Origin of the sequence: Mesorhizobium ciceri WSM4083 (assembly GCF_000519305.1) — a bacterium.
GTDB lineage: Bacteria > Pseudomonadota > Alphaproteobacteria > Rhizobiales > Rhizobiaceae > Mesorhizobium > Mesorhizobium ciceri_B.
The window spans coordinates 306203-329480 of the sequence record NZ_JAFG01000004.1; the positions used below are offsets into that span (position 1 = coordinate 306203).

25 protein-coding genes are annotated in these 23278 nt (G+C 62.5%); 13 read left to right on the forward strand and 12 right to left on the reverse strand.

Annotated elements, in window-relative coordinates; translation table 11 throughout:
- Window positions 1-59: 59 nt before the first annotated feature.
- Window positions 60-1217 carry a YbfB/YjiJ family MFS transporter gene (locus MESCI2_RS0107400; RefSeq protein WP_027036007.1) on the reverse strand — a complete coding sequence of 386 codons (1158 nt, stop codon included), beginning with the start codon at window positions 1215-1217 and terminating at the stop codon, window positions 60-62.
- Between the two features lie 111 nt (window positions 1218-1328).
- Complete coding sequence (locus MESCI2_RS0107405; RefSeq protein ID WP_027036008.1) at window positions 1329-1550, reverse strand: hypothetical protein; 222 nt, start codon at window positions 1548-1550, stop codon at window positions 1329-1331.
- Window positions 1551-1645: 95 nt separating this feature from the next.
- Between MESCI2_RS0107405 and MESCI2_RS0107410 the strand changes: the two genes are divergently transcribed.
- From MESCI2_RS0107410 to MESCI2_RS0107420, 3 genes are read left to right on the forward strand one after another with little or no spacing between them, the layout of a single operon-like run.
- Window positions 1646-2638, forward strand: coding sequence for a LysR substrate-binding domain-containing protein (locus MESCI2_RS0107410; RefSeq protein WP_027036009.1), 993 nt, complete (start codon window positions 1646-1648; stop codon window positions 2636-2638).
- Window positions 2635-3891 (forward strand): aminopeptidase, encoded by a 1257-nt coding sequence (locus MESCI2_RS0107415; RefSeq protein WP_027036010.1) that lies wholly within the window; start codon window positions 2635-2637, stop codon window positions 3889-3891. The genes MESCI2_RS0107410 and MESCI2_RS0107415 overlap by 4 nt, the downstream gene beginning before the upstream one ends.
- Before the next feature lie 22 nt (window positions 3892-3913).
- Window positions 3914-4267, forward strand: a complete 354-nt coding sequence (locus MESCI2_RS0107420) for a DUF488 domain-containing protein (RefSeq protein ID WP_027036011.1) — start codon at window positions 3914-3916, stop codon at window positions 4265-4267.
- Between the two features lie 221 nt (window positions 4268-4488).
- Here the strand turns inward: MESCI2_RS0107420 and MESCI2_RS0107425 are convergent, their stop codons facing one another.
- Window positions 4489-4839, reverse strand: a complete 351-nt coding sequence (locus tag MESCI2_RS0107425) for an ArsC family reductase (protein ID WP_027036012.1) — start codon at window positions 4837-4839, stop codon at window positions 4489-4491.
- 158 nt (window positions 4840-4997) lie between these two features.
- Between MESCI2_RS0107425 and MESCI2_RS0107430 the strand changes: the two genes are divergently transcribed.
- Window positions 4998-5354: an ArsR/SmtB family transcription factor gene (locus MESCI2_RS0107430; protein ID WP_027036013.1), complete on the forward strand. Its 357-nt coding sequence runs from the start codon at window positions 4998-5000 to the stop codon at window positions 5352-5354.
- Window positions 5351-5830: an SRPBCC family protein gene (locus MESCI2_RS0107435; protein WP_027036014.1), complete on the forward strand. Its 480-nt coding sequence runs from the start codon at window positions 5351-5353 to the stop codon at window positions 5828-5830. The genes MESCI2_RS0107430 and MESCI2_RS0107435 overlap by 4 nt, the downstream gene beginning before the upstream one ends.
- A 91-nt stretch (window positions 5831-5921) precedes the next feature.
- Here MESCI2_RS0107435 and MESCI2_RS0107440 read toward each other — a convergent pair whose 3' ends face one another.
- Window positions 5922-6275 (reverse strand): nuclear transport factor 2 family protein, encoded by a 354-nt coding sequence (locus MESCI2_RS0107440; RefSeq protein WP_027036015.1) that lies wholly within the window; start codon window positions 6273-6275, stop codon window positions 5922-5924.
- 152 nt (window positions 6276-6427) lie between these two features.
- On the opposite strand from MESCI2_RS0107440, the gene MESCI2_RS0107445 reads away from it, so the two are divergent.
- On the forward strand, window positions 6428-7132 hold the full coding sequence (locus MESCI2_RS0107445) for an SOS response-associated peptidase (RefSeq protein ID WP_027036016.1): 705 nt from the start codon (window positions 6428-6430) through the stop codon (window positions 7130-7132).
- 564 nt (window positions 7133-7696) lie between these two features.
- Here the strand turns inward: MESCI2_RS0107445 and MESCI2_RS0107455 are convergent.
- The 6 genes from MESCI2_RS0107455 to MESCI2_RS0107480 all read right to left on the reverse strand — a co-directional run bounded on the left by MESCI2_RS0107455 (window position 7697) and on the right by MESCI2_RS0107480 (window position 13747).
- Complete coding sequence (locus MESCI2_RS0107455; RefSeq protein WP_027036018.1) at window positions 7697-8782, reverse strand: ABC transporter ATP-binding protein; 1086 nt, start codon at window positions 8780-8782, stop codon at window positions 7697-7699.
- A complete protein-coding gene (locus tag MESCI2_RS0107460; protein WP_027036019.1) occupies window positions 8772-9380 on the reverse strand; it encodes a cupin domain-containing protein in 609 nt (202 codons plus the stop codon). The genes MESCI2_RS0107455 and MESCI2_RS0107460 overlap by 11 nt, the downstream gene beginning before the upstream one ends.
- A 177-nt stretch (window positions 9381-9557) precedes the next feature.
- The gene (locus MESCI2_RS0107465) at window positions 9558-10628 is read right to left on the reverse strand and encodes an ABC transporter substrate-binding protein (RefSeq protein WP_027036020.1); all 1071 of its coding nucleotides are present in this window, start codon (window positions 10626-10628) and stop codon (window positions 9558-9560) included.
- Window positions 10613-11482, reverse strand: coding sequence for an ABC transporter permease (locus MESCI2_RS0107470; RefSeq protein WP_027036021.1), 870 nt, complete (start codon window positions 11480-11482; stop codon window positions 10613-10615). Before MESCI2_RS0107470 ends, MESCI2_RS0107465 begins: the two co-directional genes overlap by 16 nt.
- Complete coding sequence (locus MESCI2_RS0107475) at window positions 11479-12363, reverse strand: ABC transporter permease (protein ID WP_027036022.1); 885 nt, start codon at window positions 12361-12363, stop codon at window positions 11479-11481. Before MESCI2_RS0107475 ends, MESCI2_RS0107470 begins: the two co-directional genes overlap by 4 nt.
- 103 nt (window positions 12364-12466) lie before the next feature.
- The gene (locus MESCI2_RS0107480; protein ID WP_027036023.1) at window positions 12467-13747 is read right to left on the reverse strand and encodes an NAD(P)/FAD-dependent oxidoreductase; all 1281 of its coding nucleotides are present in this window, start codon (window positions 13745-13747) and stop codon (window positions 12467-12469) included.
- Between the two features lie 236 nt (window positions 13748-13983).
- Here MESCI2_RS0107480 and MESCI2_RS0107485 point away from each other — a divergent pair, with 236 nt between their 5' ends.
- The 5 genes from MESCI2_RS0107485 to MESCI2_RS0107505 all read left to right on the forward strand — a co-directional run bounded on the left by MESCI2_RS0107485 (window position 13984) and on the right by MESCI2_RS0107505 (window position 19424).
- A complete protein-coding gene (locus MESCI2_RS0107485) occupies window positions 13984-15141 on the forward strand; it encodes a fumarylacetoacetate hydrolase family protein (RefSeq protein WP_027036024.1) in 1158 nt (385 codons plus the stop codon).
- Window positions 15142-15483: 342 nt separating this feature from the next.
- Window positions 15484-16419, forward strand: coding sequence for a substrate-binding domain-containing protein (locus MESCI2_RS0107490; RefSeq protein WP_013532868.1), 936 nt, complete (start codon window positions 15484-15486; stop codon window positions 16417-16419).
- Window positions 16420-16533: 114 nt separating this feature from the next.
- Complete coding sequence (locus MESCI2_RS0107495) at window positions 16534-17520, forward strand: ABC transporter permease (protein ID WP_027036025.1); 987 nt, start codon at window positions 16534-16536, stop codon at window positions 17518-17520.
- 3 nt (window positions 17521-17523) lie between these two features.
- Entirely contained in the window at window positions 17524-18315 is a 792-nt protein-coding gene (locus tag MESCI2_RS0107500; protein ID WP_027036026.1) for an ATP-binding cassette domain-containing protein, read from the forward strand.
- Between the two features lie 86 nt (window positions 18316-18401).
- Window positions 18402-19424, forward strand: a complete 1023-nt coding sequence (locus MESCI2_RS0107505; RefSeq protein WP_027036027.1) for a LacI family DNA-binding transcriptional regulator — start codon at window positions 18402-18404, stop codon at window positions 19422-19424.
- Window positions 19425-19454: 30 nt separating this feature from the next.
- Here MESCI2_RS0107505 and MESCI2_RS0107510 read toward each other — a convergent pair whose 3' ends face one another.
- Window positions 19455-19940: a PqqD family protein gene (locus MESCI2_RS0107510; protein WP_027036028.1), complete on the reverse strand. Its 486-nt coding sequence runs from the start codon at window positions 19938-19940 to the stop codon at window positions 19455-19457.
- A gap of 85 nt (window positions 19941-20025) precedes the next feature.
- Between MESCI2_RS0107510 and MESCI2_RS0107515 the strand changes: the two genes are divergently transcribed.
- Window positions 20026-21195 (forward strand): nucleotidyltransferase family protein, encoded by a 1170-nt coding sequence (locus MESCI2_RS0107515; protein ID WP_027036029.1) that lies wholly within the window; start codon window positions 20026-20028, stop codon window positions 21193-21195.
- A gap of 5 nt (window positions 21196-21200) precedes the next feature.
- The gene (locus tag MESCI2_RS0107520) at window positions 21201-22085 is read left to right on the forward strand and encodes a hypothetical protein (protein ID WP_027036030.1); all 885 of its coding nucleotides are present in this window, start codon (window positions 21201-21203) and stop codon (window positions 22083-22085) included.
- A gap of 375 nt (window positions 22086-22460) precedes the next feature.
- On the opposite strand, the gene MESCI2_RS0107525 is transcribed toward MESCI2_RS0107520, so the two are convergent.
- Window positions 22461-23051 carry a TetR/AcrR family transcriptional regulator gene (locus MESCI2_RS0107525; protein WP_027036031.1) on the reverse strand — a complete coding sequence of 197 codons (591 nt, stop codon included), beginning with the start codon at window positions 23049-23051 and terminating at the stop codon, window positions 22461-22463.
- Window positions 23052-23278: the final 227 nt, after the last annotated feature.

Consider the following 23278-nt stretch of genomic DNA (forward strand, 5'->3'; position numbering starts at 1 on the left):
TCACACATTAGTGGGAAAGAAAATGCCCGTGCCCGATGCCCGGCACAGCAAGCCCACAATCATGGCGATTTTGGCGCAGCCGACCATGTGACGGCGCCGGAGACGACCAGCACGATTGCGGCGGTGATCGAGGCGAGGAAGAAATCGCCGGACATCTGCGCCAGAAATCCGGCGGCGACAGGGCCGATGATCTGGCCAAGGCCGAACGCAGCCGTCATCAGGGCAAAGATCCGGCGCGGCGCCTCTGGCGCCTGCTGCCGGGCGGCCTGCAGGCCGAAGGCGGTGATGGCAATGAAGGTGCCGCCGAGCAGCACGCCGGCAAGCAGCGGCCCGGTGGCTCCGCCGATGGCGACGCTGGCGGTGACGCCGGCAACTTCGATGAAGCACGCCAGCGCATAGGCGGCATAGAGGCCGGTCCGGGCCGCGATCTTCTGCCAGAGCCAGACCGAGGGAAAGCCCGCAAGACCGGCGACCATCCACACCATGGCCTCGAAGACGCGGCTGCCGCCGCCTTGCCGGACGATGGCGACCAGGAATGTCGCCGTTACCACATAGCCAAAGCCGAACAGGCCGTAGGCGATGATGACCTTGACCAACGACCGGTCCATCCGCAGTGCCGGCTCGCGGGCGACTTCGCCGCTGCCGAGCGGATCCTCATTGACCAACAGAGCGACGAGGACGAAACCACAGGCCGAAATCGCCGCCGACCACAGCCAGCCTGCCGCCCAGCCCGAATGCTCGGCGACCAGCACCGCCATCATCGCCGCCGATGCCGCGATGCCGAGCCCGACGCCGCCGAAATGCCAGGCCTGCAGGTCGCTGCGACCGGCAGCCGCGATATGGCTGAACACGATGCTGGCCATGAACACCATGACCAAGGCGCTGGCCAGACCGGCCAGAAAGCGGATGGCGAGAAAGGCCGCCATCGCTTCGGTCAGCCCCATCAGCGCGGCAAGGACCGCACTGGCGCCAAGCCCCGCCAGCATCAGCAGGCGCTCGCGCCCATGCGCCCAGCCGCCCGCCGCCGCCAACGCGCCGACGAGGTAGCCGAGATAATTGGCAGAGGCGATCCAGCCGGCATCGGCAGGCGACAGATGCAATTCCTGCATCATGCCGGGCAGGATCGGCGTGTAGACGAAACGGCCGATGCCCATGGCGACAGCCATGGCAATCATGCCGGCGAAAGCGAAACGGAGCGCTGTCGAGGTGGATGTCATTGCACTGCACAATAAGTGCAGGGATCGCTGAAACAATCGCCATCTGTTGGGCCAGTGCGTACGCGGGACGTGCTCGCCTCGACTTCCTATGTCGGAACGCTTGGCGCCCGCTCAGCAGCGACCGCCGGCGTGCAATGGAGCCATCTCGTGCACTGTCCGCCGTGCCGTCAGCCTGAACGGCACATCGCCCAGTTCGCGCTCCGACATGGTGTTCAGCACCGGATGCGAAAGCGGATCGATCAGCCATCTCTGCGCCTCGCCGTCCCGGCGCGGCTCATACGGCCTGCTCGCAGTGAAAAAGACCTTCAGCGACGACGACAAAATCCCCAGCATTTCCGGCTCCACAGGTCTGTCTCTCCCGACAAAATCTGCCGTTTCGACATGCCTTTCAATTGAGATTTCAGCCGGATCGGTTTAGAAAAACTCAAATGGCTATGCTCAACCGCGTCCATCTCAACGGCCTTCGCGCCGTCGAAACCGTTGCCCGTCTCGGATCGCTGGCGGCGGCGGCCGGTGAACTCAACGTTTCCGTCAGCGCCGTCAGCCAGCAGATCAGCCGTACCGAAAAACAGCTTGGCCAGTCGCTGTTCGAACGAACGGCAAGCGGTCTGGTGCTGACCGAATTCGGCACCGTATTCGCGGCCCGCCTCGGTGCTGGATTTCGTGAGCTTTCCCAGGCCGTGGCGCTGGCCGACGAGGCTACACAATGCACATTGGTGGTTTCGGTGGCGCCGGCCTTTGCCTCGAAGTGGCTGTTGCCCAGACTGTCTCGCCACTTCGACCGGCATCCCAACGTGCTGCTGAGCATCGACGCTTCGGTGCGGCTGGCCAACCTCGATCACTCGGACATCGACATCGCCATCCGGCTTGGCGACGGCAAATGGCCGGGCGGGCGAACGGAACTGCTCTTGGCGCAGGAAGTCTTCCCGGTCTGCGCGCCGGCGATCGCCCAAAAACTGAAATCGATCGAGGATCTTGCCCAGACCTGCGCGATCACCGACGAGCGGGCGATGATCAACTGGGAAAGCTGGTTCGAGACGGCCGGTGTCCCACCTGTCACCTTCCTCAAGGGTGCGCGTTTCACCGACCCGATGCTGTGCCTGGAATCGGCGATCGCCGGCCATGGCGTGATGCTGGGCTGGCAATTGCTCGCCGCCGATGCGCTGGCCGATGGGCGGCTGGTGGCGCCTTTCGGAATCCGCGCCCAGAGCGGGCTCGGCTATTGGCTGGTGACCTCGTCCGTCAAGGCGGAAAGCCGCAAGGTCCGGGATTTCAAGCTCTGGATCAGGGAAGAGATCGAGGCAACCATGGTGCAGTTCGGGTCCGCAAACGCTGAACCCGCCGGCGCGATCGCGGTGGAAAGCACCGCGCCGCCGCTCTATGGTAGGTCGGACATCAAACTACGACAGGCAGGATCATGACCACACATTCGCGCGGCGTTTCCGCATCGATCGACCCGATGAAGCTCGACAGGCTGGCGGAGGTCGCCATCAAGGTCGGACTGCAATTGCAGCCAGGCCAGGATCTGGTGCTGACTTCATCGATCGCGGCACTGCCGTTGACCAGGCGGATCGTCGAGCACGCCTACAAGGCCGGCGCCGGCCTGGTGACACCGATCTTCAACGATGACGAGATGACGCTGGCACGCTACCGCTTCGGCGCCGATGCGAGCTTCGACCGAGCCGCCGGCTGGCTTTATGAAGGCATGGCGAAGGCCTTTTCCAACAATGCGGCCAGGCTTGCCGTGCGCGGCGAGGATCCGTCGCTGCTCTCCACACAGGATCCGGCGAAAGTGGCGCGTGCCAACAAGGCCAATTCGATGGCTTATCAGCCGGCACTGGAAAAGATCACCGGCTTCGACATCAACTGGAACATCGTCGCCTATCCGGACCTCGCCTGGGCCAAACAGGTCTTCCCGGGCGATGCCGACGATGTTGCGGTCGTGAAGCTCGCCGACGCCATCTTCGCTGCGTCGCGGGTCGATGTGGAGGACCCGATCGGCAATTGGAAGGCGCACAACGCGGCGCTGCGCAGCCGCACCGAATGGCTCAACGGCCATAATTTCCACGCGCTGCACTTCACCGGGCCGGGCACGGACCTGACGGTTGGACTGGCGGACGGCCATGAATGGATGGGCGGCGCCTCGACCGCCAAGAACGGCATTACCTGCAACCCCAACATCCCGACCGAGGAAGTCTTCACCACGCCGCATGCAAGGCGGGTCGAGGGTCATGTCTCCTCGACCAAGCCGCTGTCCTACCAGGGCACGCTGATCGACGACATTTCGGTGCGTTTCGAAGAAGGCAGGATCGTCGAGGCCAAGGCATCGAAGGGCGAGGACGTGCTGAAGAAGGTGCTCGATACAGATGAGGGCGCGCGCCGCCTCGGCGAAGTGGCGCTGGTGCCGCATTCCTCGCCGATCTCGGCAAGCGGGCTGTTGTTCTTCAACACGCTGTTCGACGAGAACGCCGCCTGCCACATCGCGCTCGGCCAATGCTATTCGAAGTGCTTCGTCGATGGCGCCTCGCTCAGCCAGGACGAGATCGCGGCGCGCGGCGGCAACAAGAGCTTCATCCACATCGACTGGATGATCGGCTCGGACAAGATCGACATCGATGGCGTCCACAAGGACGGCGCCCGCGTGCCCGTCATGCGCAAGGGCGAGTGGGCCTGAGGGTTTCCAGCCAGGAGGTGTGATGGCCTTCAACATCGCGATCAAGCGTATCTACGAGCCACCCGCTCCCGATGACGGGCAGCGGGTTCTGGTCGACCGCATCTGGCCACGCGGCGTCAGCAAGGAGGACGCCGCGCTGACGCTGTGGTTGAAGGACATCGCGCCAAGCGACGAGCTGCGAAAGTGGTTCGGACACGAGCCGGCGCGCTGGGTGGAGTTTCAGGAGCGGTACAGCGTTGAGTTGGATGGGAGTGGCGAGGCGGTGGGTGAATTGCGCGGCCTGCTCCGCCACGGCAAGGTGACGCTGCTCTACGGCGCCCATGATGAAGCGCATAACAATGCGGTGGCCCTGGCGGGATACTTGCGCGCGGGTTGAGGGCGCTCGGAACCTGCGCAAGCAGGCGGGACAGCGCCCCCCTCTGGCCTGCCGGCCATCTCCCCCTCAAGTGGGGAGATCTGCTGTCATCGCCGTTTTCGCAAATCACGAACGTGACAGGAATGGCGGAGCGGCGAAGCTGCCAATCTCCCCACTTGAGGGGGAGATGTCCGGCAGGACAGAGGGGGGCGCGACGGAACACCGCGGAACGAGAGGCGGCCCTACTTTCCCACCGCCGCTTCATAAACATCAGCCTTGAATCCAACCAGCACCCGATCCCCAACCTCCAGCACTGGCCGCTTGATCATGGTCGGCTTGGCCAGCATCAGCGCCTTGGCCCTCTTTTCGTCGAGGCCCTGCTTGTCCTTGTCCGCCAGTTCGCGGAACGTCGTGCTCGCCTTGTTGAGCAACTTTTCCCAGCCGACCTTGCCAACCCAGCCATCGAGCCGCTTCGCGTCCAGTCCCTCTGCCCTGAAATCGTGAAACCGGCAGGCAATTTCATGGCCATCCAGCCAGACCCGTGCCTTCCTGACCGTGTCGCAGGTGGTGATGCCGTACATGGTGATCGTCAAAACAGTGGCCCTTCGGATTTCGAATCTGACCGCAGATTAAGGACGCTCTGCGCGCTTTGCCAGCGCTCTCCGGCGTGCCTTGCTTTTGTGCTTGCAAATACTAAGGATTTTCCCTAAGTGTTGTCGAGCCGCTTTTTGACGGTGCCCAGGGCCCGACCATGACAAGCCTTCAGACCGGAACTCCCAGCCCTCCGCCGATCGACGGCATCTTTCGCGCACTGTCCGATCCAACGCGGCGACGCGTGGTGGAGCGGCTGAACCGCAGCCCTGCCTCAGTCAGCGAGCTTGCCCAACCGTTCGACATGGCGCTGCCCTCCTTCATCGAACATCTCAAAATTCTCGAAGGCTGCGGGCTGGTGCGCTCGCAAAAGACCGGCCGGGTCAGGACCTATCAACTGGCGCCCGAGCCGCTGAAGCTTGCCGAAAACTGGCTGGCCGAACAGCGCACGCTGTGGGAGCGCCGCCTCGACCAGTTCGACGACTATGTGATGAGCCTCAAGGAGACAGAAAAATGAGCTATCCGTTCAAGCCGGATCCCAGGCTGGACCTTGTGCTCGAGCGCGTCATCGATGCGCCGCGCGAATTGCTGTGGCGCGCCTTGACGACGCCTGAGCATGTCAAGCAATGGTTCACGCCTAGGCCTTGGATGATCACCGACTGCGAGATCGACCTCAGGCCGGGCGGGCTGTTCCGCACGCGCATGCAGTCGCCCGACGGCAAGGAGGTCAACGACCGCCATTGCTGCTATCTCGAAATCGTGCCGAACGAACGGCTGGTGTGGACGGATGCATTGTTGCCGGGCTACCGGCCGTCAGGCGAGCCCTTCATCACCGCTGTCATTTCCTTGCAGCCGGACGGCAAGGGCACGCGCTACACCGCCACCGCCATCCATCGCGACGAGGCGACCCGCAACAACCATGAAGAGATGGGTTTCTTCGACGGCTGGGGCACGGTGGCCGATCAGCTTGCGCAGTATGTGAAGACGATCTGATCTTCCCACATGACGGCCAGCACATTGTCTTGGCCGTCATGCTTGTTTTCAACCCGGCAGCGAAGAGAGCAGTCTCCCGGTGGCTTCCGCCTCAATAATAGAAGCGCTCTTCGGTGATCTTGCCGTTCTTGACCGTGTAGAGGCCAACTTCATCCATGGTGACTCGCTCGCCGGTAGCCTTGGGCGTGATGTCGAACTTGAAGCGCACCGCGAACTGGTCGCCGTTGACATAGGGGCCCTCGACCGAGCCGCCATGCACTTCGTTGTTCTCCTGCCACCACTGGCCCTTCTGCTTGAGAGCCTCCTTGCCATTGGCGATGGCCATCGGCCCCGCCATGGCTTCGAGGCTGACGATATCATCGGCATTGTACTTCTCGGCAGCAGCTTCGTTATCGCCCTGCTTGAGCAGCTCGGTGAAATCCTTGGCAATTTCCGCGATGGTCATTCGTGTTCCTCCTGTCAGACGCACTGCAAGTAGGGAACGACTTGCTGGCCTGCCATCGACTGGTCGCTCTTAGCTGACAATGATGATATCGCGCGGACCGCGCTCCCGCACATCCGGTTGCGGACACAAGCCAATTCCGTAATTCTAGGTGAATGTGCAACCTCTACAATATTACCACGACGCAAGAGGCGGTCCGCCAATGGACACGCACAATGCGCGACCTCAGCGGCAACCTTGAGCCTTCGCTTGACGTCTATCCCAATCAGCCTGGCCTAGTCGTTCGCAACACGGCGGACGGAAAGCGTGAGTTGGCGAAACTGCTTTGGGGTTTGCCGACGCCGCCAGATCGCATGAAAGGCAAGGCGGACTACGGCATCACTAACGTGCGCAATCCGCAATATTCGCATTGGCAGCAGTATGTCGGCGTCGAGCATAGATGCGTCGTGCCGGTAACCAGCTTTGCCGAACCTAGCCCTACCCCGAACGACAAAGACCCAGACACAGGCATCCAGCGCAATTATTGGTTTGCGCGTCACGAGAGCCGGCCGCTGTTCTTCTTCGCTGGTTTCTGGACCCGTTGGCAAGGCGTTAGAAAGGTCAAGGATGGTCCTGGCGACTTCGAGCTATTTGCCTTCATGACAACCAAGCCTAACGCCGTCATCGCGCCGATCCATGAGAAGGCTATGCCCGTGATCCTGACCACGCCGGAAGATGCCCAGGCCTGGCTTACAGCGCCGTGGGCAGAAGCGAGGCGTTTGCAGCAGACAGCGCCGGACGATGCATTGGTGATTGTTGAGAAGCCCGCCACGCAGATCAAGTTTCCGCAGCAGGTGCCAACTCAAGGGTCTCTGTTCTAGGCCGCAGGATCGACTAATCAGCCGCTTTCTTAATCGTCGTCTCGCCAGATCACCCGGCGAACCATGCGGATTTCGACAAGGCGCCTGACCCGAATTTTCAAGCGTTCAGCGGCGCTCGGCAAAATAATGCTGGCATCAAGCTCGCGAAGCTTGCAGCGCTCGCACCGCATATGCCGTTCGACGTCCCAAAAGGGAATGTCACCGACTAGCTTTGCAAGGTCACCGGGCAGATAGTGCCGAGTGATATTGCAGTGCCGGCATCGAACACGAATGAGTTGCCCGACTTCGTGCGCAAGGCACAGGGTCTGCACATTTCGGCGCGGTCGGCTGCTCAGTTCCGGCATTCGCCAAACTAGGAATATATTCCCCGTCGAGTCAATTCCTACTTAGTTCCATGGTCTTTTGTTCACAGCCGGCTGACAGGTCCACATAGGCAGATCATCAGGGCGACGACGGCCCGTAGCCGATGATGCCCTTGACCTCGAAGTTGGTCGCCCAATCGGCGTAGTGCTTGTAGTCACGGAGCGGCGCGAACGGATGCTTCGGTTTTTAACGTAGCTGAGACTAACCTGGCAGCACAGGGCAGTTGGCACCACGCCGCAGGCTGATATGCGCCACGTCGCCGGCGCTGAATTGAAAACCTTCGGCCTGGCGCGGCGCATCGATGACAACAGGGGCGCCCTCCCCGAGTTCGGCATGCAGGCGCAGCGTGCGGCCGTGAAAGACGATGCTGTTGACGCGCGCCGGTGCGGTGCCGGGCGCAGCCTCGGTCATCGCCAGCAAATCCTCCGGACGCACGCCGATGGTGCGGGTGGCGCCCTCGGCAGGTGCCTCGCCGGTTTCAGAAATGGCCTCCAGCGGCAGGGTGCCGGCGGTGAAACGCAAGCGATCGCCATCGCGGCCGACAAACCGTGATTGCAGGAGATTCATGGTACCGATGAAGCTCGCCACAAACTTCGTGGCGGGCCGGTCATAAAGTGTGGCCGGCGGCGCGATCTGCTCGATGCGGCCCTTGTTCATGACGACGATGCGGTCGGAGATCGACAAGGCTTCGGTCTGGTCGTGGGTGACCATGACGAAGGTGGTGCCGAGCCGCGACTGCAGCCGCTTCAGTTCGACCTGCATCTGTTCGCGCAGATGCGCGTCGAGCGCCGACAGCGGCTCGTCGAGCAGCAGCACGCGCGGCTCGCAGACGATGGCGCGCGCCAGCGCGACACGCTGGCGCTGGCCGCCCGACAGTTCGGAGACGCGGGCGCGGAGCTTGTCAGCGAGACCGACCATGTCGAGAGCGTCGCCGACGCGCTTTGCCTGCTCGCTGCCTGAAAGCTTGCGCAGTGAGAGGCCGAAGCCGACATTTTCGGCGACATTCATATGCGGAAACAACGCATAGTCCTGGAACACCGTGTTGACAGGCCGGTCGAAGGGCCGAAGTGCCGTGATATCGCGGCCGTCGAGCAAAACCTTGCCGCTCGACGGGCTCTCGAAGCCGGCTATGACGCGCAGGCTGGTGGTCTTGCCGCAACCCGACGGCCCGAGCAGCGTGATGAACTCGCCGCTGATAATGTCGAGATCGACAGTGTCGAGCCCGACGATGCCGCCGGGAAAAATCTTTGAGACCGACTGCAGCCGGACGAGTTGATCAGGCGCCATCGCGAACCTCGGACGGCTTCGTGGTGTTGACCCAGAGTATCTGGCAGCGCTCGGCGCCCGGATTGCGGAAGGCATGCAAAAGCGTGCTCTTGAACGCAAAACTGTCGCCGGCCTTCAGCACGTAATTTGTCGAATCCACCACCAGTTCGACCTCGCCGGCCAGCACGAAGCCGAATTCATGGCCGGCATGCGCATAGGCCTCGGCCGTGCCGCCGCCTGCTTCCACCGTCACCAGCATGCCGGTCAGCGTCGCGCCCGGGGGCGACAGCAGCGCCTTGGCGATGCCTTCCGACTTGACCGGAATCGCGCGCCGCTTGTCGGCGCGCACGCAATAGAGGTCGTTGACGGCATCGTTGCCGTCGGCGATCAGCGCCGACGGCTCGATACCGAGGGCGGCGGCGAGCGGCCAGATCACCTTGACGCGCAGCGAGGACATGCCGCGCTCGATCTGGCTCAACGCACCGATCGACACCCCGGCTTTTGCAGCAAGATCGGCCAATGACAGGTTGCGCTCGAGCCGCAGCGCCCGCACGCGCCGGCCGACGCGAACGTCGGCGTCGTCCTTTGGCTTTGCCGCTACTTCGTCCAGCATGTCCATGCGTTAGTCCTCGTGTTTTTCCTTCTCCCCTTGTGGGAGAAGGTGGATCGGCGCGCAGCGCCGAGACGGATGAGGGGTGTTCCAGCGGAGTGAGACGTTGGCGTTCCCTGGAACACCCCTCATCCGTCGCCTTCGGCGACACCTTCTCCCACAAGGGGAGAAGGGAAGAACCTCAACTCACCCCCCAGCCTTGACCTTTTCGAACATCTTGGCGAGGTCGTCATTCTGTTTCATCGGACCGGTGAAGATGGTGGTCTTCAGCATCACTTCCGGATCGGACGGCAGCTGCAATTTCTCCAGCTCCTCTTTCGGCACCGCCGCGAAGGCCGAACTGGTCGAACTGCCATAGCCGTAGGCCTCGATCAAATATTTGCCGGAATCCGTCTCCAGCCGGCTGTTGATGAAGTCATAGGCTAGATCGACATTCTTGGCGTCCTTGAGCATGACGAAGCCGCAGGCCCAGGTCAGCATGCCTTCCTTCGGCTTCATGAACTCGACCGGCACGCCCTGCTTCTTCAACGAGGTTGCCGACGCGTTCCAGGTCATGGCGGCGACCAATTGGCCGCTGGCCAGCGCCTGTTCGACCGAGGTCATGTCGGTGGTGTAGTTGGAGAGGAGCGGGCGCTGCTCGCGCAGTTTCTCGGCCACCTTGTCCATTTGCTCCGGCGTCATGTCGAACGGATTGACGCCGGCGAGCAGTGCGGCCACCACAGGCGTGTCGTGCACTGCATCGATCGTCGCCATGCGACCGGCATACTGCTTGTCCCATAGAAGGTTCCAGCTCGCTTCCGGGTTCTTGACCAGATCGGTGCGGTAGAGGATCGAGGTGTTGCCCCAGTCCCACGGCACCATCCAGACCTTGCCGTCGCCGGCCTGCAGGTCGGGCAGGTTCTTGAACACCGGGAAGATCGAATCCCAATTCTTGATGCGCTTGGTGTCGATCGGCTGCAGCAGGCCTTCCTTGTTCCAGCGCGCCACCTTGTCATAGCAGGGATGCGCAATGTCGGGGCGGAAGCCGGCCTTGACCTTGGTGAAGGCGTCGTCGTCGTCGCCGAAGATGGAGGCCTCGACGCCATCGGGGTGTGCGGCGAGGAAGCTCTTGTTGAAATCGGGCAGTTCATAGCCCGACCAGGTGAAATATTGCAGCTTGTCGCCGGCGAAAGCGACGGTCGACGACAGCGCCATCGCGAACGCCGTCAATCCAGCGCAAACAGTCTTTCCAGAGATCGATTTCACGTCGAATGCCATTGCAGTTCTCCTCTCTTGGTTTGTTTTGGTTGTGATGGATCCGCGGGCCTTGGCGCCGTCGCGGACAGGCCGCGATGGCGCAGGATTTCGGCTGCCGCGGCGATGACAAAGGAAACCGCCAGGATCGACGTGCCCAGCGCCATGACCGTCGGCAGCGACTTTGGAAAACGCAGCTGGCTCCAGATGTAGAGCGGCAGCGTCGGCTCGGTGCCGGCCAGGAAGAAGACGACGATGAATTCGTCAAACGAGATCAGGAAGGCCAGCATGAAGGCCGAGACGATGGCCGGCAGGCTGAGCGGCAGCATGACCCGCCGGAACGTCGTCCAGTCGGAAGCACCGAGATCGAGAGCCGCCTCGCGAATGGTTTTCGGGATGGCGGCGAAACGGCTGCGCATGATCACGACGGTCGTCGGCAGCGCCACCAATATGTGGCCGAGAACGATGGCGATGCGCGATGGCCCCAGACCAATGAGGTTGATGAGGATCAGCAGCGATATGCCGACGATGACGCCCGGGATCAGGATCGGCAGCCGCGCGATGGCGCTGATGGTGGCGGCCAGCGGCGAGCGGCCATAGAGGTCCATGTAGGATACGGTGATGCCGCACAGCGTCGCACCCGTGGCGGCAATGGCGCCGATGACGAGGCTGTTCAAGAGCGCGCCGGTCAGCGCCGAATTGCCGAACAAAGTCGCGTACCATTGCAAGGTGAAGCCTTGCAGCGGAAACGCTGCCTGGATCGAGTTGTTGAAGGAAAACAGCGGGATCAGCAGCACCGGCAGATAGAGAAAGACCAGATAGGCGACGACGTAGACGCCGAGCCAGCGGCCGCCTCCTTGCGTGCGTGCAATGCTCATGTGCGGCTGCCAAATCTGCGGTCGGCGAAGCGCGCGACCAGCACCACGCACAGGATGACCAGCATGACGGCGACGGAGAGTGCGGCGCCAAACGGCCAGTCATTGGCCTTGCCGAATTGCGCCTGAATCAGCGTGCCGATCATGGTGCTGGCCGGACCGCCGACGAGAGCGGGCGTGACATAGTCGCCGACCGTCGGCACGAAGACGACAAGGGCTGCCGCCAGCACGCCCGGCATCGAATTGGGCAGCACGACCCGGCGGAAAGAGGTGAATGGACGCGCGCCGAGATCGGAAGCGGCCTCGATCAGCGATTTCGGGATGGTGTCCAGCGCCACGTAGATCGGTAGGATGGCGAAAGGCGCATAGGCGTGCGCCAGCGTGACGACGACGGCGGCCGGCGTGTTGAGAAAGGCCAATGTCGGCTCGGACCAGATGCCGCTTTCGATCAGCGCCGAGTTCAAAACGCCATTGTAGGCGAGCACGATCTTCCAGGCGAAGACGCGCAGGAGATAGCTGGTCCAGAATGGCAGCGTCACCAGGAACAGCAGCAGGCCGCGCCGCCGGCCGGCGTGGAAGGCAAGGTAGTAGGCGACGGGATAAGCGGTGACGACGGTCGCCAGCGTCACCAAGCCGGCAATGATCAGCGAGCGTAGCGTCACCGTCCAGTACAGCGGATCGGACGCCACGGTGACAAAATTCGCCACGGTGAAGCCGGCGCCGAGCAGCGACCCGTCATTGCCGCGGAAGGCGAGAAAAAGAACTAGGCCAAGCGCAAACAGGATCAGCAGGAAGGTGACCAGAGCGCCCGGCAGCAGCATGGCGACCCGGAAGCCCTGAGAAGACCGGGCCTCTGGCGCTGATGTTGCAACTAGGGTCGACATCGACCTGCCTATCGGAAATTTGAAATTAGCCTAGATTTTTTCATATTCATGAAACTGTCAAGCGGAATCCCAAACGGAACCCCATTGACAGGAATTGCTTTGGTCAGCGCTCCAACGCATCGAGCAGCCGGTACCAGGCGATGGTCGCGGCGACGCCGATCTGGCGGAAGGCGTGAAACGGGATCGGCCGGATCGGCGAGACCGGGAAGGGCAATTGCCTGGCGTCGCCACTTTGGAGATAGCCGGCGATGCGCTCGCCAAGCGCGGTCATCAGGCCGACACCACGCCCCTGGCAGCCGACCACGGCGAGCAGGCCTTTCTCCGGCTCGTGAACGTGCGGCAGGTGGTCCGGCGTCATCGCCACCCGGCCGAACCAGCGCTTCTCGATGGCGACACCGGACAGCGAGGGATAGAGCCGTACCAGCGCATGCTCGAGATGCGCCCAGTCGCTGGCGCTCGTCGGCAGCGCCATGCGACCCCGTCCGCCAAGCACCAGCCGGCCGTCGGCGCTCTTGCGGTAATAGACGAGGATGCGCCTGGAGTCCGACACCGCCTGCCCTTCCGGCAGGATCGTGGCCGCCAGGTTGGGCGGCAACGGCGCCGTGGCGATCTGAAAGGAATGCAGCGGCACGATCGTCTGGGCGAGACCGGGGATCAGACTGTCCGTGTAGGCGTTTGTCGCCAGCACGACCACCTTTGCCTGGAGTTCCAAGCCATTTTCGGTCAAAATGCGCCAAACACCGGCGGCATTGGCGAGCCGCACGACCCTTTGGCGCTCGGCTATCCTCACTCCAGCCGCGGTCGCGACACGGGCGAGTTCCGACGTGTAGGCGAGCGGATCGATCACACCGGCGCGGCGGTCGAGCCAGCCACCGAGATAACCCTGTGCACCGGTCTTGGCCGCGATCTCCGCCGCATCGAGCAACCGGACGTCGGCACCACGCGCCCGCCATTGCCGATCACGGTTTACCGCCGCCTTCAGTGCGGCCTCGGTGTGCGCAGCCTGGATCCAGCCATTGCGAACGAACGGCACCGCCAGTTTCTCGTCGCGGATCAACTCGAACACCGCATCGGCGGTCGACGCCGCGAAATTGACGAGCGCCTCGCCGCGCTCCGGACCAAAGTGCTCCAGCAACCATTCCGGATCATATTTCAGGCCGGGAATGACCTGGCCGCCATTGAGGCCCGATGCGCCCTGGCCGATCTCGCCGGCCTCCAGCACCTGCACCGACATGCCAAGCCGGGCGGCATGCAAGGCGGTCGACAAGCCCATGATGCCACCGCCAACGATGGCGAGATCGACACGTTCGCCATTGGGAAGCGATTGAAACGTGGAAGCTGCCTGTGGCTTGCGCCAGATCGGATCGGAGAATGCTGTCGCCAAAGGTCACCTGGATGCGCTGCGATTGGTGAAAATCCTAGTCAGAATTTCACAATTTTGAAAGAGCACTCCGGCTTTCGTCTGTGGACTGCCGCCGACACGATCGGAGACCCGAGTTCCGATCGCCCGCGACGGGATAGACCTTTGACGGGAATCCGGTGAAAGTGCCGCGCCGATCCGGCCAGCTCACATTGACGACCACTTCGCCACATTGTCGATCACTCAGAGGATAGAGCGCTATGACGAACCCGACCCACCTTCCCACCGAGGGCCTTTTTGTCGGACGCGCCAGAAGCAGCGATACCGCATACCCGCTGGTCGTCGCGGTGCGCGATGGCACAGTTTTCGACATCACGTCGCGAACGGCACCAACCATGCGCGACCTTTGCGAGATGGCTGACCCGGCTGCGCATGTCCGCTCGGCCGAGGGCAGACCGATCGGATCGCTCGATGACATCGCCGCCAACAGTTTTGAAACCGGGCGCGATCCAGCAAAACCCTACCTGCTCTCCCCGGTCGACCTGCAGGCGGTCAAGGCATCGGGCGTCACCTTCGTCGTCAGCCTGCTGGAACGGGTGATCGAGGAACAGGCGCGCGGTTCGGCTGAAAAAGCCGATGCCATCCGCGCCGACATCGCAGGACTGATCGGCCACGATCTGTCGAAGCTGAAGCCCGGTTCGCCCGAAGCGATGGAGATCAAGGCCAAGCTGATTTCGCGCGGCGCCTGGTCGCAATATCTGGAAGTGGGCATCGGCCCCGATGCCGAGATTTTCACCAAGTGCCAGCCGATGGCCTCGGTGGGCTTCGGCGCCGATGTCGGGCTGCACCCGGTGTCGACCTGGAACAATCCGGAACCCGAGATCGCCATGATCGCCGCCTCCAGCGGCAGGATCGTCGGCGCGACCATCGGCAACGACGTCAATCTGCGCGACGTCGAAGGGCGTTCGGCGCTGCTGCTCGGCAAGGCCAAGGACAACAATGCCTCGGCCTCGCTCGGCCCCTTCATCCGCCTGTTCGACGACACATTCTCCATCAATGACGTCAAGCGCGCCGTCGTGCGCCTGAAGGTCGAGGGCGAGGACGGGTTCTCGCTGGAGGGCGCAAGCTCGATGGCGGAGATCAGCCGCTCGCCGGAGGAACTGGTCGCCGCGGCCATGGGGCCGCACCACCAGTATCCGGACGGGCTGGCGCTCTATCTCGGCACCATGTTCGTTCCGTCCAAGGATCGCGGCGAGAAGGGGAAGGGGTTTACCCACAAGGTCGGCGACATCGTCACCATCTCGTCGGAGAAATTCGGTGCGCTGGTCAACCGGGTGCGGCTCTCGCCCGACTGTCCGCACTGGACCTATGGCGCCAGCCATCTGATGCGGGAGCTGGCCAGAGCCGATCTGATCTAGCAACTGGTGTCGTCGACGCCCTGCCAAGCGCTGCGGACCTGGTCCCGTGGGCGTAGGATGGTCGCCGGCGTGACCCTTGTCGGCGCAGGCCGCGTTCGCGCGACCCGAAACAATCAGGCCAATTATCCGACAGTCGGAAAATCACCTCAACTGATGCAATCTGATGGGACCGCTGATGACGCCCCGTCAGGCGCCCACTACACCTGCAGATGGAGGCTTGTCAGATGGAGGCTTGCCATCCGTCGAAAAAGGGGATGCTCTGACGCATTCAACCGGCGCTGGCAAAAGACGCGGACAAGGGACGGATTTTGAACTGACGATCTACAAACGGGAGGAAATCAAATGCTGACACGGCTAAGACTCGTTCTATACGGCCTGTTGGTGGCGCTGATGGTGGTACCAGCAGCGGCACAGGCCAAGACGTTCTACTGGATTTCGCATGGCGGTCCGGCCGATCCGGTCTGGACCTACTTCCTGGCCGGCGCCAAGCAGTGGGCCAAGGACACCGGCAACACGGTCAACACCTCGTTCCACAACGGCGATGTCGCCTCGCAGCAGGAAGCGGTTCGCGCCGCCCTCTCCGCCAAGGCCGATGGCATCGTCACGACGAGCCCCGATCCGGGCAGCCTGATCGAGATCGTCAAGGAAGCGCGTGCGGCGAAAGTGCCGATCATCAATTTCAACACGCCTGATCCGAAAGCCGACTTCAACGCCTATGTCGGCGGCGACAATGTCACCTTCGGCAAGCATTGGGCGCAGTATCTGGTCGACAAAGGCCTGGTGAAGAAAGGCGACTTCGTCTGGATGCCGGTCGAAATCCCCGGCGCCACCTATGGCGTGCAGGAAGAAGAAGGCATCAAGAGCGTCTTCGAGCCGCTCGGCATCACCTATGAAATCACGGAAGCCACGCTTGATCAGGCTGAAGTGATCAACCGCATGGTCGACTACCTCACGGCCAACAAGGCCAAGGTCAAGGCGATCATCGGCCTCGGCGATCTCGTCACCGGCTCGATCAAGCGGGTGTTCGACCAGGTCGGCATCAAGCCGGGCGAAATCCCGGTTGTCGGCTGGGGCAACTCGCTCGACACCACCCAGGAAGTGCTGAACGGCTACGTCAATGCCGGCCAGTGGCAGGACCCGCAGGCGACCAGCTATGTCGCGCTTTCGCTGGCCAATATGGCCGCCGGCGGCATTCCTCCGGGCTTCAACGTCATCACCGGCGCGCTCTACGAAAAAGACACCGCGCAGATCTACGACGACATCCTGTCCGGCAAATAACATCCAATCCTAGCAGTCGCGGCCGCCCAACGGTCGCGACTGGCTCTCCATTTCGCCGAGCCCTTCGCACGCGATGTGCAACGCTCAGCCTTCCACTCATGTCGCGGATTGCCTGTGGAAAATCATTCGCTCGTCCAACGCCTGATCGCACGGCCGGAATTCGGCCCTTTCGTGCTGCTCGTCGTCGAGATCGCCGTTTTCTGGAGTTTCAACCACGACTTCCTGTCGCCGCAGAACATCTCCAACACGCTGGCCTTCACGGTCGAGCTCGGCCTGATCGCGCTGGCGATGACGCTGTTGATGACATCGGGCGAGTTCGACCTCTCGGTCGGTTCCCTGTTCGGCTTCTCGCCGGTCTTGATGTGGACCCTGTTCAACAGCGGCCTGACCTCGCTGGAGGTCGGCTTTGTCGCCGCGCTGCTGGTCGCCGCCTTCATCGGGCTGGTCAATGGCTGGTTCGTGACGCAGCTCAAGATCCCATCCTTCCTGGTGACGCTCGGCATGCTGCTGGTGGTGCGCGGTACCGCGCTTTTCGTCACCGATGGTTTTCCGCAGCGCACCTGGAGCGCGGAAGGCAGCTGGCTGGCGGAAGTGCTGGTTGGCGATTTCTTCATCGGCTCGTTTCGCATCTACATGTCGCTGTTCTGGTTCATTGCCGCGGCGATCGGGCTCGGCTATGTGCTGACGCAAAGCCGCACCGGCAACTGGATCCAGGCGGCCGGCGGCAACCCGAACGCTGCAAGGGCGCGCGGCGTCAATGTCAGCGGCGTCAAGATCGGCCTGTTCGTGCTGTCGTCGGTCATGGCCTCGCTTGCCGGCGTCATCTCTTCGCTGCGCACTTCCGCCGCCAACCCCAACAGCGGTACCGGCTATGAGTTGGAAGTCATCGCCATGGTGGTGATCGGCGGCACCGCCCTGACCGGCGGGCGGGGCACGATCATCGGCACCGTGCTCGGCATCCTGATCTTGCGCGTGATGCGCAACGGCATCGTGCTGATCGGCGTGCCCGGTCTTGCCTACAACATCTTCATCGGTGCCATCATCCTTGGCATGATGGCCCTGCATTCATGGCTGGAACGCCGGCATCAGGCGGGGACTTGAATCATGGCCGAGCCACTGATCCGCATGACGAACATCCGCAAGTCCTACGGCCGTGTGCAGGCGCTGGAGGATGCCAATTTCCATGTCAATGAACGGGAGATCGTCGGGTTGCTCGGCGACAATGGCGCAGGCAAGTCGACGCTGATCAAGGTGCTTTCAGGTGCCGTTCCGCTGACCAGCGGCGATATCTTCATCCGTGGCAAGAAGGTGAGCCTGCGCAGCACCAGCGACGCCATCGCCCACGGCATCGAGACGATCTACCAGGACTCCGCACTGGTCACGCAACTGTCGATCGCCCGCAATCTGTTCCTCGGACGCGAGCCGATCAAGCCGCCGCGCTTCCTCAACCGGATGGACCAGGACGCGATGAACACGGTCGCTCGCGACCTGCTCAAGCAGGTCGGCATCTCCAAGAACATCCCGCCGACGACGCCGATCGGCTCGCTGTCAGGCGGCGAGCGCCAGGCGGTGGCGATCGCACGCGCCATGCATTTCGACAGCGACCTGATCATCTTGGACGAGCCTACCAACAATCTCGGCGTCGCCGAAACACAGGGTGTGCTGAGCTTCGTGCGCAACGCCCGCGATTCCGGCCATTCCTGCATTTTCATCGCCCACAACATCCACCATGTCTTCCAGGTGGTCGACCGCATCGTCGTCATGCGCCGGGGCAAGGTGGTCGCCGACGACATCGACCCGAAGAAGACCAGCGTGGCGGAGGTCGAACGGATCATCACCGGCATGTCGGACAAGGAAATCCGCGATGCCATCGCCGACGGCAAGCCATCGCACTGATTGTCGGGTGATGGGCGGCAATCACCCGTTGCCTCAGATCGCATCGCTTGTCCGGCGCGGCATTGCAGGGCGTATAGGTTAGCGGCATGAAAGCCACCGTCTCGGATATCGCCCGCAATTGCGGGCTGTCGACCGCAACGGTCGACAGGGTGCTGAATAACCGGCCGGGTGCCAGTGCGGCCAACCGCCAGCGCGTCATGGAGGCGGCCAAGCAACTCGGCTACCTGCCGGTCGCCGATCAGGTGACGCTACCCTCGCGGCCCGCCCACCTCGAATTCCTGCTGCCGATCGGCAGCAATGCCTTCATGCGCGATCTCGCGGGGCACATCGAGGACTACGCCGCGCGTCTGCCGCTTGTCGCCTCGTGCCGGATCCACAACCTCGCCGGTATCTCGCCGAACGCACTGCAGAGCGCTGTCGAAAACCTGTCGCTCAGGGCCAATGGCGTCGGTGTGATCGCTGTCGATCATCCGCGTACGCGCAACATCCTGCGCGACATCGTCGACGCCGGCATGCGCCTGGTGACGCTGGTGTCCGATGTTCCGGCGGCGCCGCGCGCGGCCTATGTCGGCATCGACAACCGGGTGGCGGGACGAACGGCGGCGCTGCTGATGGGACGCTTCCTTGGCGGCCGCACCGGCCATCTGGCGATGGTCGTCGGCTCACGTTCCTATCGCGGCCACGAGGAACGCGAAATGGGCTTCCGCTCGGTGCTCAACGAGGAGTTTCCCAATCTGACCGTCAGCAGCGCCGTCGAGGTCAACGACGAGCCCGATGCCAGCTACACCGAGACCATGAAGGCGCTGCACGACGAGCCGGAACCGCTCGGCATCTATTGCGTCGGAGCTGGACATTCGGGCGTTGCAAAGGCGATCCGGGAGGCCAGGCCGAACCGCAAGCCGGTGTTCATCTGCCACGACTTGACCAAGGACACGCGCGGTCATCTCGTCGACGACCTGCTCGATGTCGTCATCGACCAGAATGCCAGGCTGATCGCGGAACAGTCGGTCATCAGACTGCTCGGCTCGATCGCGTCGGCAGCGCCCTATCTGACCAAGAAGTTCATCGAACCGCGGCTGATTTTCAAGGAGAACGTGCCGGTGCAGTGACAAGGGCAAATGCCCGCTGCGCCTCTTCCGCTATTGGCAGGTGGGGCCGTCCTGATGATTGACGCAGGTCAGTGAACAGCAGGCGCCAGGGTTGTTCAGATCGCAGGGTCCGCCGCTTGGAACGCAGGAGGCTGCTTCAGCCATTGACGGCAGCATAATGGTCGTCACCGCAGGGATCGCAGCGGCCGTGCCGAGACCGATCGCCCTCAAGGCTCCCCTTCGGCTTGTTCTGCCATCAACAAAGGTCGGGGCGGCAATGGGATGCTCCAGGAGGTTGGAGCCGCTCAGTCGCTCCAGCGCGGCCCAGACCGCACTCTCCTCCACAGGTTCGTCGCGACCGGATGAAATCGACGTCGCGATGGCCACAACCGAAGTCTCTCCGTCGCAACGTTCCCAGACCTCGGCGGCCAAAGAATTCAGACAGCTCGCCTGAAGAGTTTTGCGATCATAAACAAGCGTTTCGTCCGCCAGCTTGCGAACGACGATATCCTGCGTACGGCTCTTTGGCAGTTGCATGGATGTTCCCCCTGTATAAAGTGATACTAATAGAACCTGCATTGCATGGAAAGGCAAGCGGGCGCCCCTCCAAGAACCGGCTTCGATGATCGTTTCGCAGAAGAACTCCAGCCCTCGCCTCCATGACGGCGCTTTGCTGGCAACGGTTCTTGCTGGCACATGGCGCGAGGAACCGCCCTCGCCGGCCATTGCAGCCGAACAATTGTCGCGATTGGCGCCGTTGCTGATCGGGTCGGGCACAGCGGGTTTCGTGTGGCGCAGCATATCGCGCGATGCGGCGTTGAAAGCAGCCGAAGGCGCATCCGAATTGCGCAATGCCCATCACCATTTCGCCATCCAGGCATCGGTCAAGGGCGAATCGCTCGACGCGCTGGCCACAGAATTTTCTGCCGCGGGGCTCGAACCCCTGGTCTTCAAGGGCTGGGCCATCGCCCGATATTACGCCGCGCCCCATTTGCGGCCGTTCGGCGATCTGGATCTTTGCGCGCCGCCCGGCCGTCATGCAGAAGCCGCCGCGCTGCTCGGCAAGCACATTTCCGGCACCTTGCGCCACGACAATCAAGGCCTCGTGCACCTGCCCAACAATTTTCAGGTGGAGATGTCGTCGGGTCTCGCTGCAACGGTCGACCTGCACGCGGACCTCAAGAAGTATCGCTGTCCTTCGCTTGCGGCCGTCTACGGGCGCTCGATCCCCGTCAGGCTTTCGGGTGGCACGGTGCGTGTGCCGGCGCTGGAGGACCATCTGCGCTTGGCCATCCTGCATTTTCTGCGCCACGGCGGCTGGCGGCCGTTGTGGCTCACCGACATAGCGGCGATGCTGGAGAGCGCGACCGGCGATTTCAACTGGGATCTGTGCCTTGGCGAGGAGCCGCATGTAAGGCGGTGGATCGCCTGCGTCCTGCAGCTTGCAGGCGATCTGCTTGGCGCCCGTATTGAGCACGTCCCGACCTCATCCCGCATCGCCGATATGCCGCGCTGGATCGCGAAGACCGTGCTCAACGAATGGCGGGCGCCATTCGCCGCGCGACAGGCGGTGCGGCCGCTCGGCGACGCGATCGCCGATCCGAGGCTTTTTCCAGGTGAGCTTGTTCAGCGCTGGCCGAACGCGATCCGGGCGACCGCCGATCGCGACGGCCCGTTCGACGCGTCTACACGTCTGCCCTATCAACTGGCGAGTTTCACAGCGTCGGCCTGGGGACGCGTTGCGCGAACCTTTGGTCCGGCAGCTACATTGGTGGAAGATGACAAGGTTTAGCGTTCATGTCTGATGTCTCGACCTTGCCACGCCTTGCAAGCCAGGCGCTGACGCCGTGCTGGGACAATCTCAACAAATTGACGTGGGTCGACGGCTTTGCCTTCACCAGCTACGGCGTCACTCTCGGCGTGCGCGTCAGCGATCCGGCCTTGCTGCCAATGTTACGATCCCGGTTGCCGCGCGACGCCGAGCCGTCCGATGCCGATGTCGTCGAACGGTATTTTTCAATGATCCTCGGGGGCACCAAGCCCGGATCGCGGATTCGTGCTTTCAATATGCTCTATCTCGACCATTCGCAGGCTGCCCGCTCACACAGGGTGGACGACATGCTCGATGCGTTTGAATCATGGAGCCGGCTGTCGGTCGCCGAATTCGCGCCGACGCGCATCTTCGTCCATGCCGGCGTCGTTGGTTGGAAAGGCCGTGCGATCCTCATTCCCGGCAAGACGCAAAGCGGCAAATCCAGCCTGGTCGCAGCACTCGTCAAGGCCGGGGCCAGTTATTATTCGGACGAGTTCGCGGTACTTGACGAAACCGGCCGTGTCCACCCGTTCGCCAAGCCGCTATCGATGCGCGCCAGTCCGACGGCACGCCAGCATGATGTAGCAGTCGAGGACATAGGAGGACATGTGGGCGAGGAACCATTGCCTGTCGGCCTTGTCGTCATGAGCCAATATAAGGCTGGCGCGCGGTGGCAGCCGCAGACATTGTCGCCGGGCCTTGGTCTCCTGGAATTGCTGGCGAACACAGTGTCGGCCCGGCGGGCTACGGAGCGTGCACTGGCGGTGCTGGGAGGGGTCGTATCAAACGCGGCCGTGATCAAGTCGGAGCGCGGTGATGCGCAGATCACGATCGCAAAAATTTTGCAGGCGATCGAGCCGGACATTTGAGCGCCCGGCGAGGGCTCGCCCCGCTTCGTCAGGACCGATGGCTCCATCTCGCATGGAACAATTTTCTTCCTATTTGTACGACAAGCCGGGGTAGCTGCCGCAAATCTGCACAGCAGCTATGCAAGTTTCTTTGTTGCCGAATCGTTGGGCAACTCGTAGGTTCTGGTTGTCGGCCATCTACTCCTCCCAGATGCGATGCCGACGCTGAATGGGGTGCACCTCCTCCCGCGCCACATTCGAAAATCGAGCCCGCTGCCACCTCCTCCCGGCAGCGGGCTTTTTTCGTTCAGCCGTCGGAATTCCCATGCCGCCTGGGTAAATGCGTGGGCGGCCCTCCTTCATAGAGCCGTAAACCGCCAACAATCGTAGCAGATCTCAACCGGCGGCAGCGCCCCGGAACGAAACGATCAGCCCTTCGGCCATGCGCACGAACTGCGTGCTCGGACCTTCGGTACCCACGGTCTGCACGCTGACACGCGCGCCCTCGAACAGCAGCGACAGCGTATCGGCAAGCAGTTCAGCCTGACCAATGCCGGCATCCCGACATAGCGTCACAAGGCGCGCGCGCTGGGCTTCCTTGAGCTCCTTGATCACCAGCCTGGCCGGATGGTCCGGCTCGGTCAGCTCAGCAGCGGCATTGGCCATGTCGCAGCCGCGGCCGTCAGCATTGAGCATGGCAGCCGCCTTGCGAACCCAGGCATGCAGCTGGGCAAGCTTGTCACCAGGAAATTCAGCCTCGAATGCATTCCACATGGCGCCAGCCTTGGCCGCATTGGCGCGCAGGCATTCGACGATCAGTTCGTCCTTGGATTCGAAGTGACGATAGAGCGTCATCTTGTTCGTGCCGGCAGCTTCGGTGATGGCGTCGACGCCGACGCCCTTGATGCCATGCTTGTGGAACATGTCGCGTGCCGTCTCCAGGATCCGATCCCGGGGACGAGGGCGCTCCACGATGCCGTCTGTCATCATGATCTCCTTTCGTTTCCAAAAAACCCTCGGCCACCTCTTGACTAGGGTGTTACCGGTCTGTAACTTCCAGAATGTTACTTACTGGTAACACCTATATCGTCCACCGTCAATAACAAGGCCGTGAACTGGCCCTGCCGGACGAGAGGGACAAGAAACTGCCAATCATGCGGCCTCGGCCGGTGAAGAGATGAAAACGGTTCGCGAGCACGGGCTGCGAATCGACA

What these genes read in the sequence shown, in the direction of transcription:
- MESCI2_RS0107485 (WP_027036024.1), top strand. Translation starts at nt 13,984, where the DNA reads ATGACGAACCCGACCCACCTTCCCACCGAGGGCCTTTTTGTCGGACGC.
- MESCI2_RS0107430 (WP_027036013.1), top strand. Translation starts at nt 4,998, where the DNA reads ATGACAAGCCTTCAGACCGGAACTCCCAGCCCTCCGCCGATCGACGGC.
- MESCI2_RS0107520 (WP_027036030.1), top strand. Translation starts at nt 21,201, where the DNA reads ATGTCTGATGTCTCGACCTTGCCACGCCTTGCAAGCCAGGCGCTGACG.
- MESCI2_RS0107500 (WP_027036026.1), top strand. Translation starts at nt 17,524, where the DNA reads ATGGCCGAGCCACTGATCCGCATGACGAACATCCGCAAGTCCTACGGC.
- MESCI2_RS0107420 (WP_027036011.1), top strand. Translation starts at nt 3,914, where the DNA reads ATGGCCTTCAACATCGCGATCAAGCGTATCTACGAGCCACCCGCTCCC.
- MESCI2_RS0107460 (WP_027036019.1), bottom strand. Translation starts at nt 9,380, where the DNA reads ATGGACATGCTGGACGAAGTAGCGGCAAAGCCAAAGGACGACGCCGAC.
- MESCI2_RS0107400 (WP_027036007.1), bottom strand. Translation starts at nt 1,217, where the DNA reads ATGACATCCACCTCGACAGCGCTCCGTTTCGCTTTCGCCGGCATGATT.
- MESCI2_RS0107505 (WP_027036027.1), top strand. Translation starts at nt 18,402, where the DNA reads ATGAAAGCCACCGTCTCGGATATCGCCCGCAATTGCGGGCTGTCGACC.
- MESCI2_RS0107475 (WP_027036022.1), bottom strand. Translation starts at nt 12,363, where the DNA reads ATGTCGACCCTAGTTGCAACATCAGCGCCAGAGGCCCGGTCTTCTCAG.
- MESCI2_RS0107405 (WP_027036008.1), bottom strand. Translation starts at nt 1,550, where the DNA reads ATGCTGGGGATTTTGTCGTCGTCGCTGAAGGTCTTTTTCACTGCGAGC.
- MESCI2_RS0107515 (WP_027036029.1), top strand. Translation starts at nt 20,026, where the DNA reads ATGATCGTTTCGCAGAAGAACTCCAGCCCTCGCCTCCATGACGGCGCT.
- MESCI2_RS0107415 (WP_027036010.1), top strand. Translation starts at nt 2,635, where the DNA reads ATGACCACACATTCGCGCGGCGTTTCCGCATCGATCGACCCGATGAAG.
- MESCI2_RS0107465 (WP_027036020.1), bottom strand. Translation starts at nt 10,628, where the DNA reads ATGGCATTCGACGTGAAATCGATCTCTGGAAAGACTGTTTGCGCTGGA.
- MESCI2_RS0107410 (WP_027036009.1), top strand. Translation starts at nt 1,646, where the DNA reads ATGGCTATGCTCAACCGCGTCCATCTCAACGGCCTTCGCGCCGTCGAA.
- MESCI2_RS0107435 (WP_027036014.1), top strand. Translation starts at nt 5,351, where the DNA reads ATGAGCTATCCGTTCAAGCCGGATCCCAGGCTGGACCTTGTGCTCGAG.
- MESCI2_RS0107440 (WP_027036015.1), bottom strand. Translation starts at nt 6,275, where the DNA reads ATGACCATCGCGGAAATTGCCAAGGATTTCACCGAGCTGCTCAAGCAG.
- MESCI2_RS0107510 (WP_027036028.1), bottom strand. Translation starts at nt 19,940, where the DNA reads ATGCAACTGCCAAAGAGCCGTACGCAGGATATCGTCGTTCGCAAGCTG.
- MESCI2_RS0107445 (WP_027036016.1), top strand. Translation starts at nt 6,428, where the DNA reads ATGTGCAACCTCTACAATATTACCACGACGCAAGAGGCGGTCCGCCAA.
- MESCI2_RS0107525 (WP_027036031.1), bottom strand. Translation starts at nt 23,051, where the DNA reads ATGACAGACGGCATCGTGGAGCGCCCTCGTCCCCGGGATCGGATCCTG.
- MESCI2_RS0107470 (WP_027036021.1), bottom strand. Translation starts at nt 11,482, where the DNA reads ATGAGCATTGCACGCACGCAAGGAGGCGGCCGCTGGCTCGGCGTCTAC.
- MESCI2_RS0107490 (WP_013532868.1), top strand. Translation starts at nt 15,484, where the DNA reads ATGCTGACACGGCTAAGACTCGTTCTATACGGCCTGTTGGTGGCGCTG.
- MESCI2_RS0107455 (WP_027036018.1), bottom strand. Translation starts at nt 8,782, where the DNA reads ATGGCGCCTGATCAACTCGTCCGGCTGCAGTCGGTCTCAAAGATTTTT.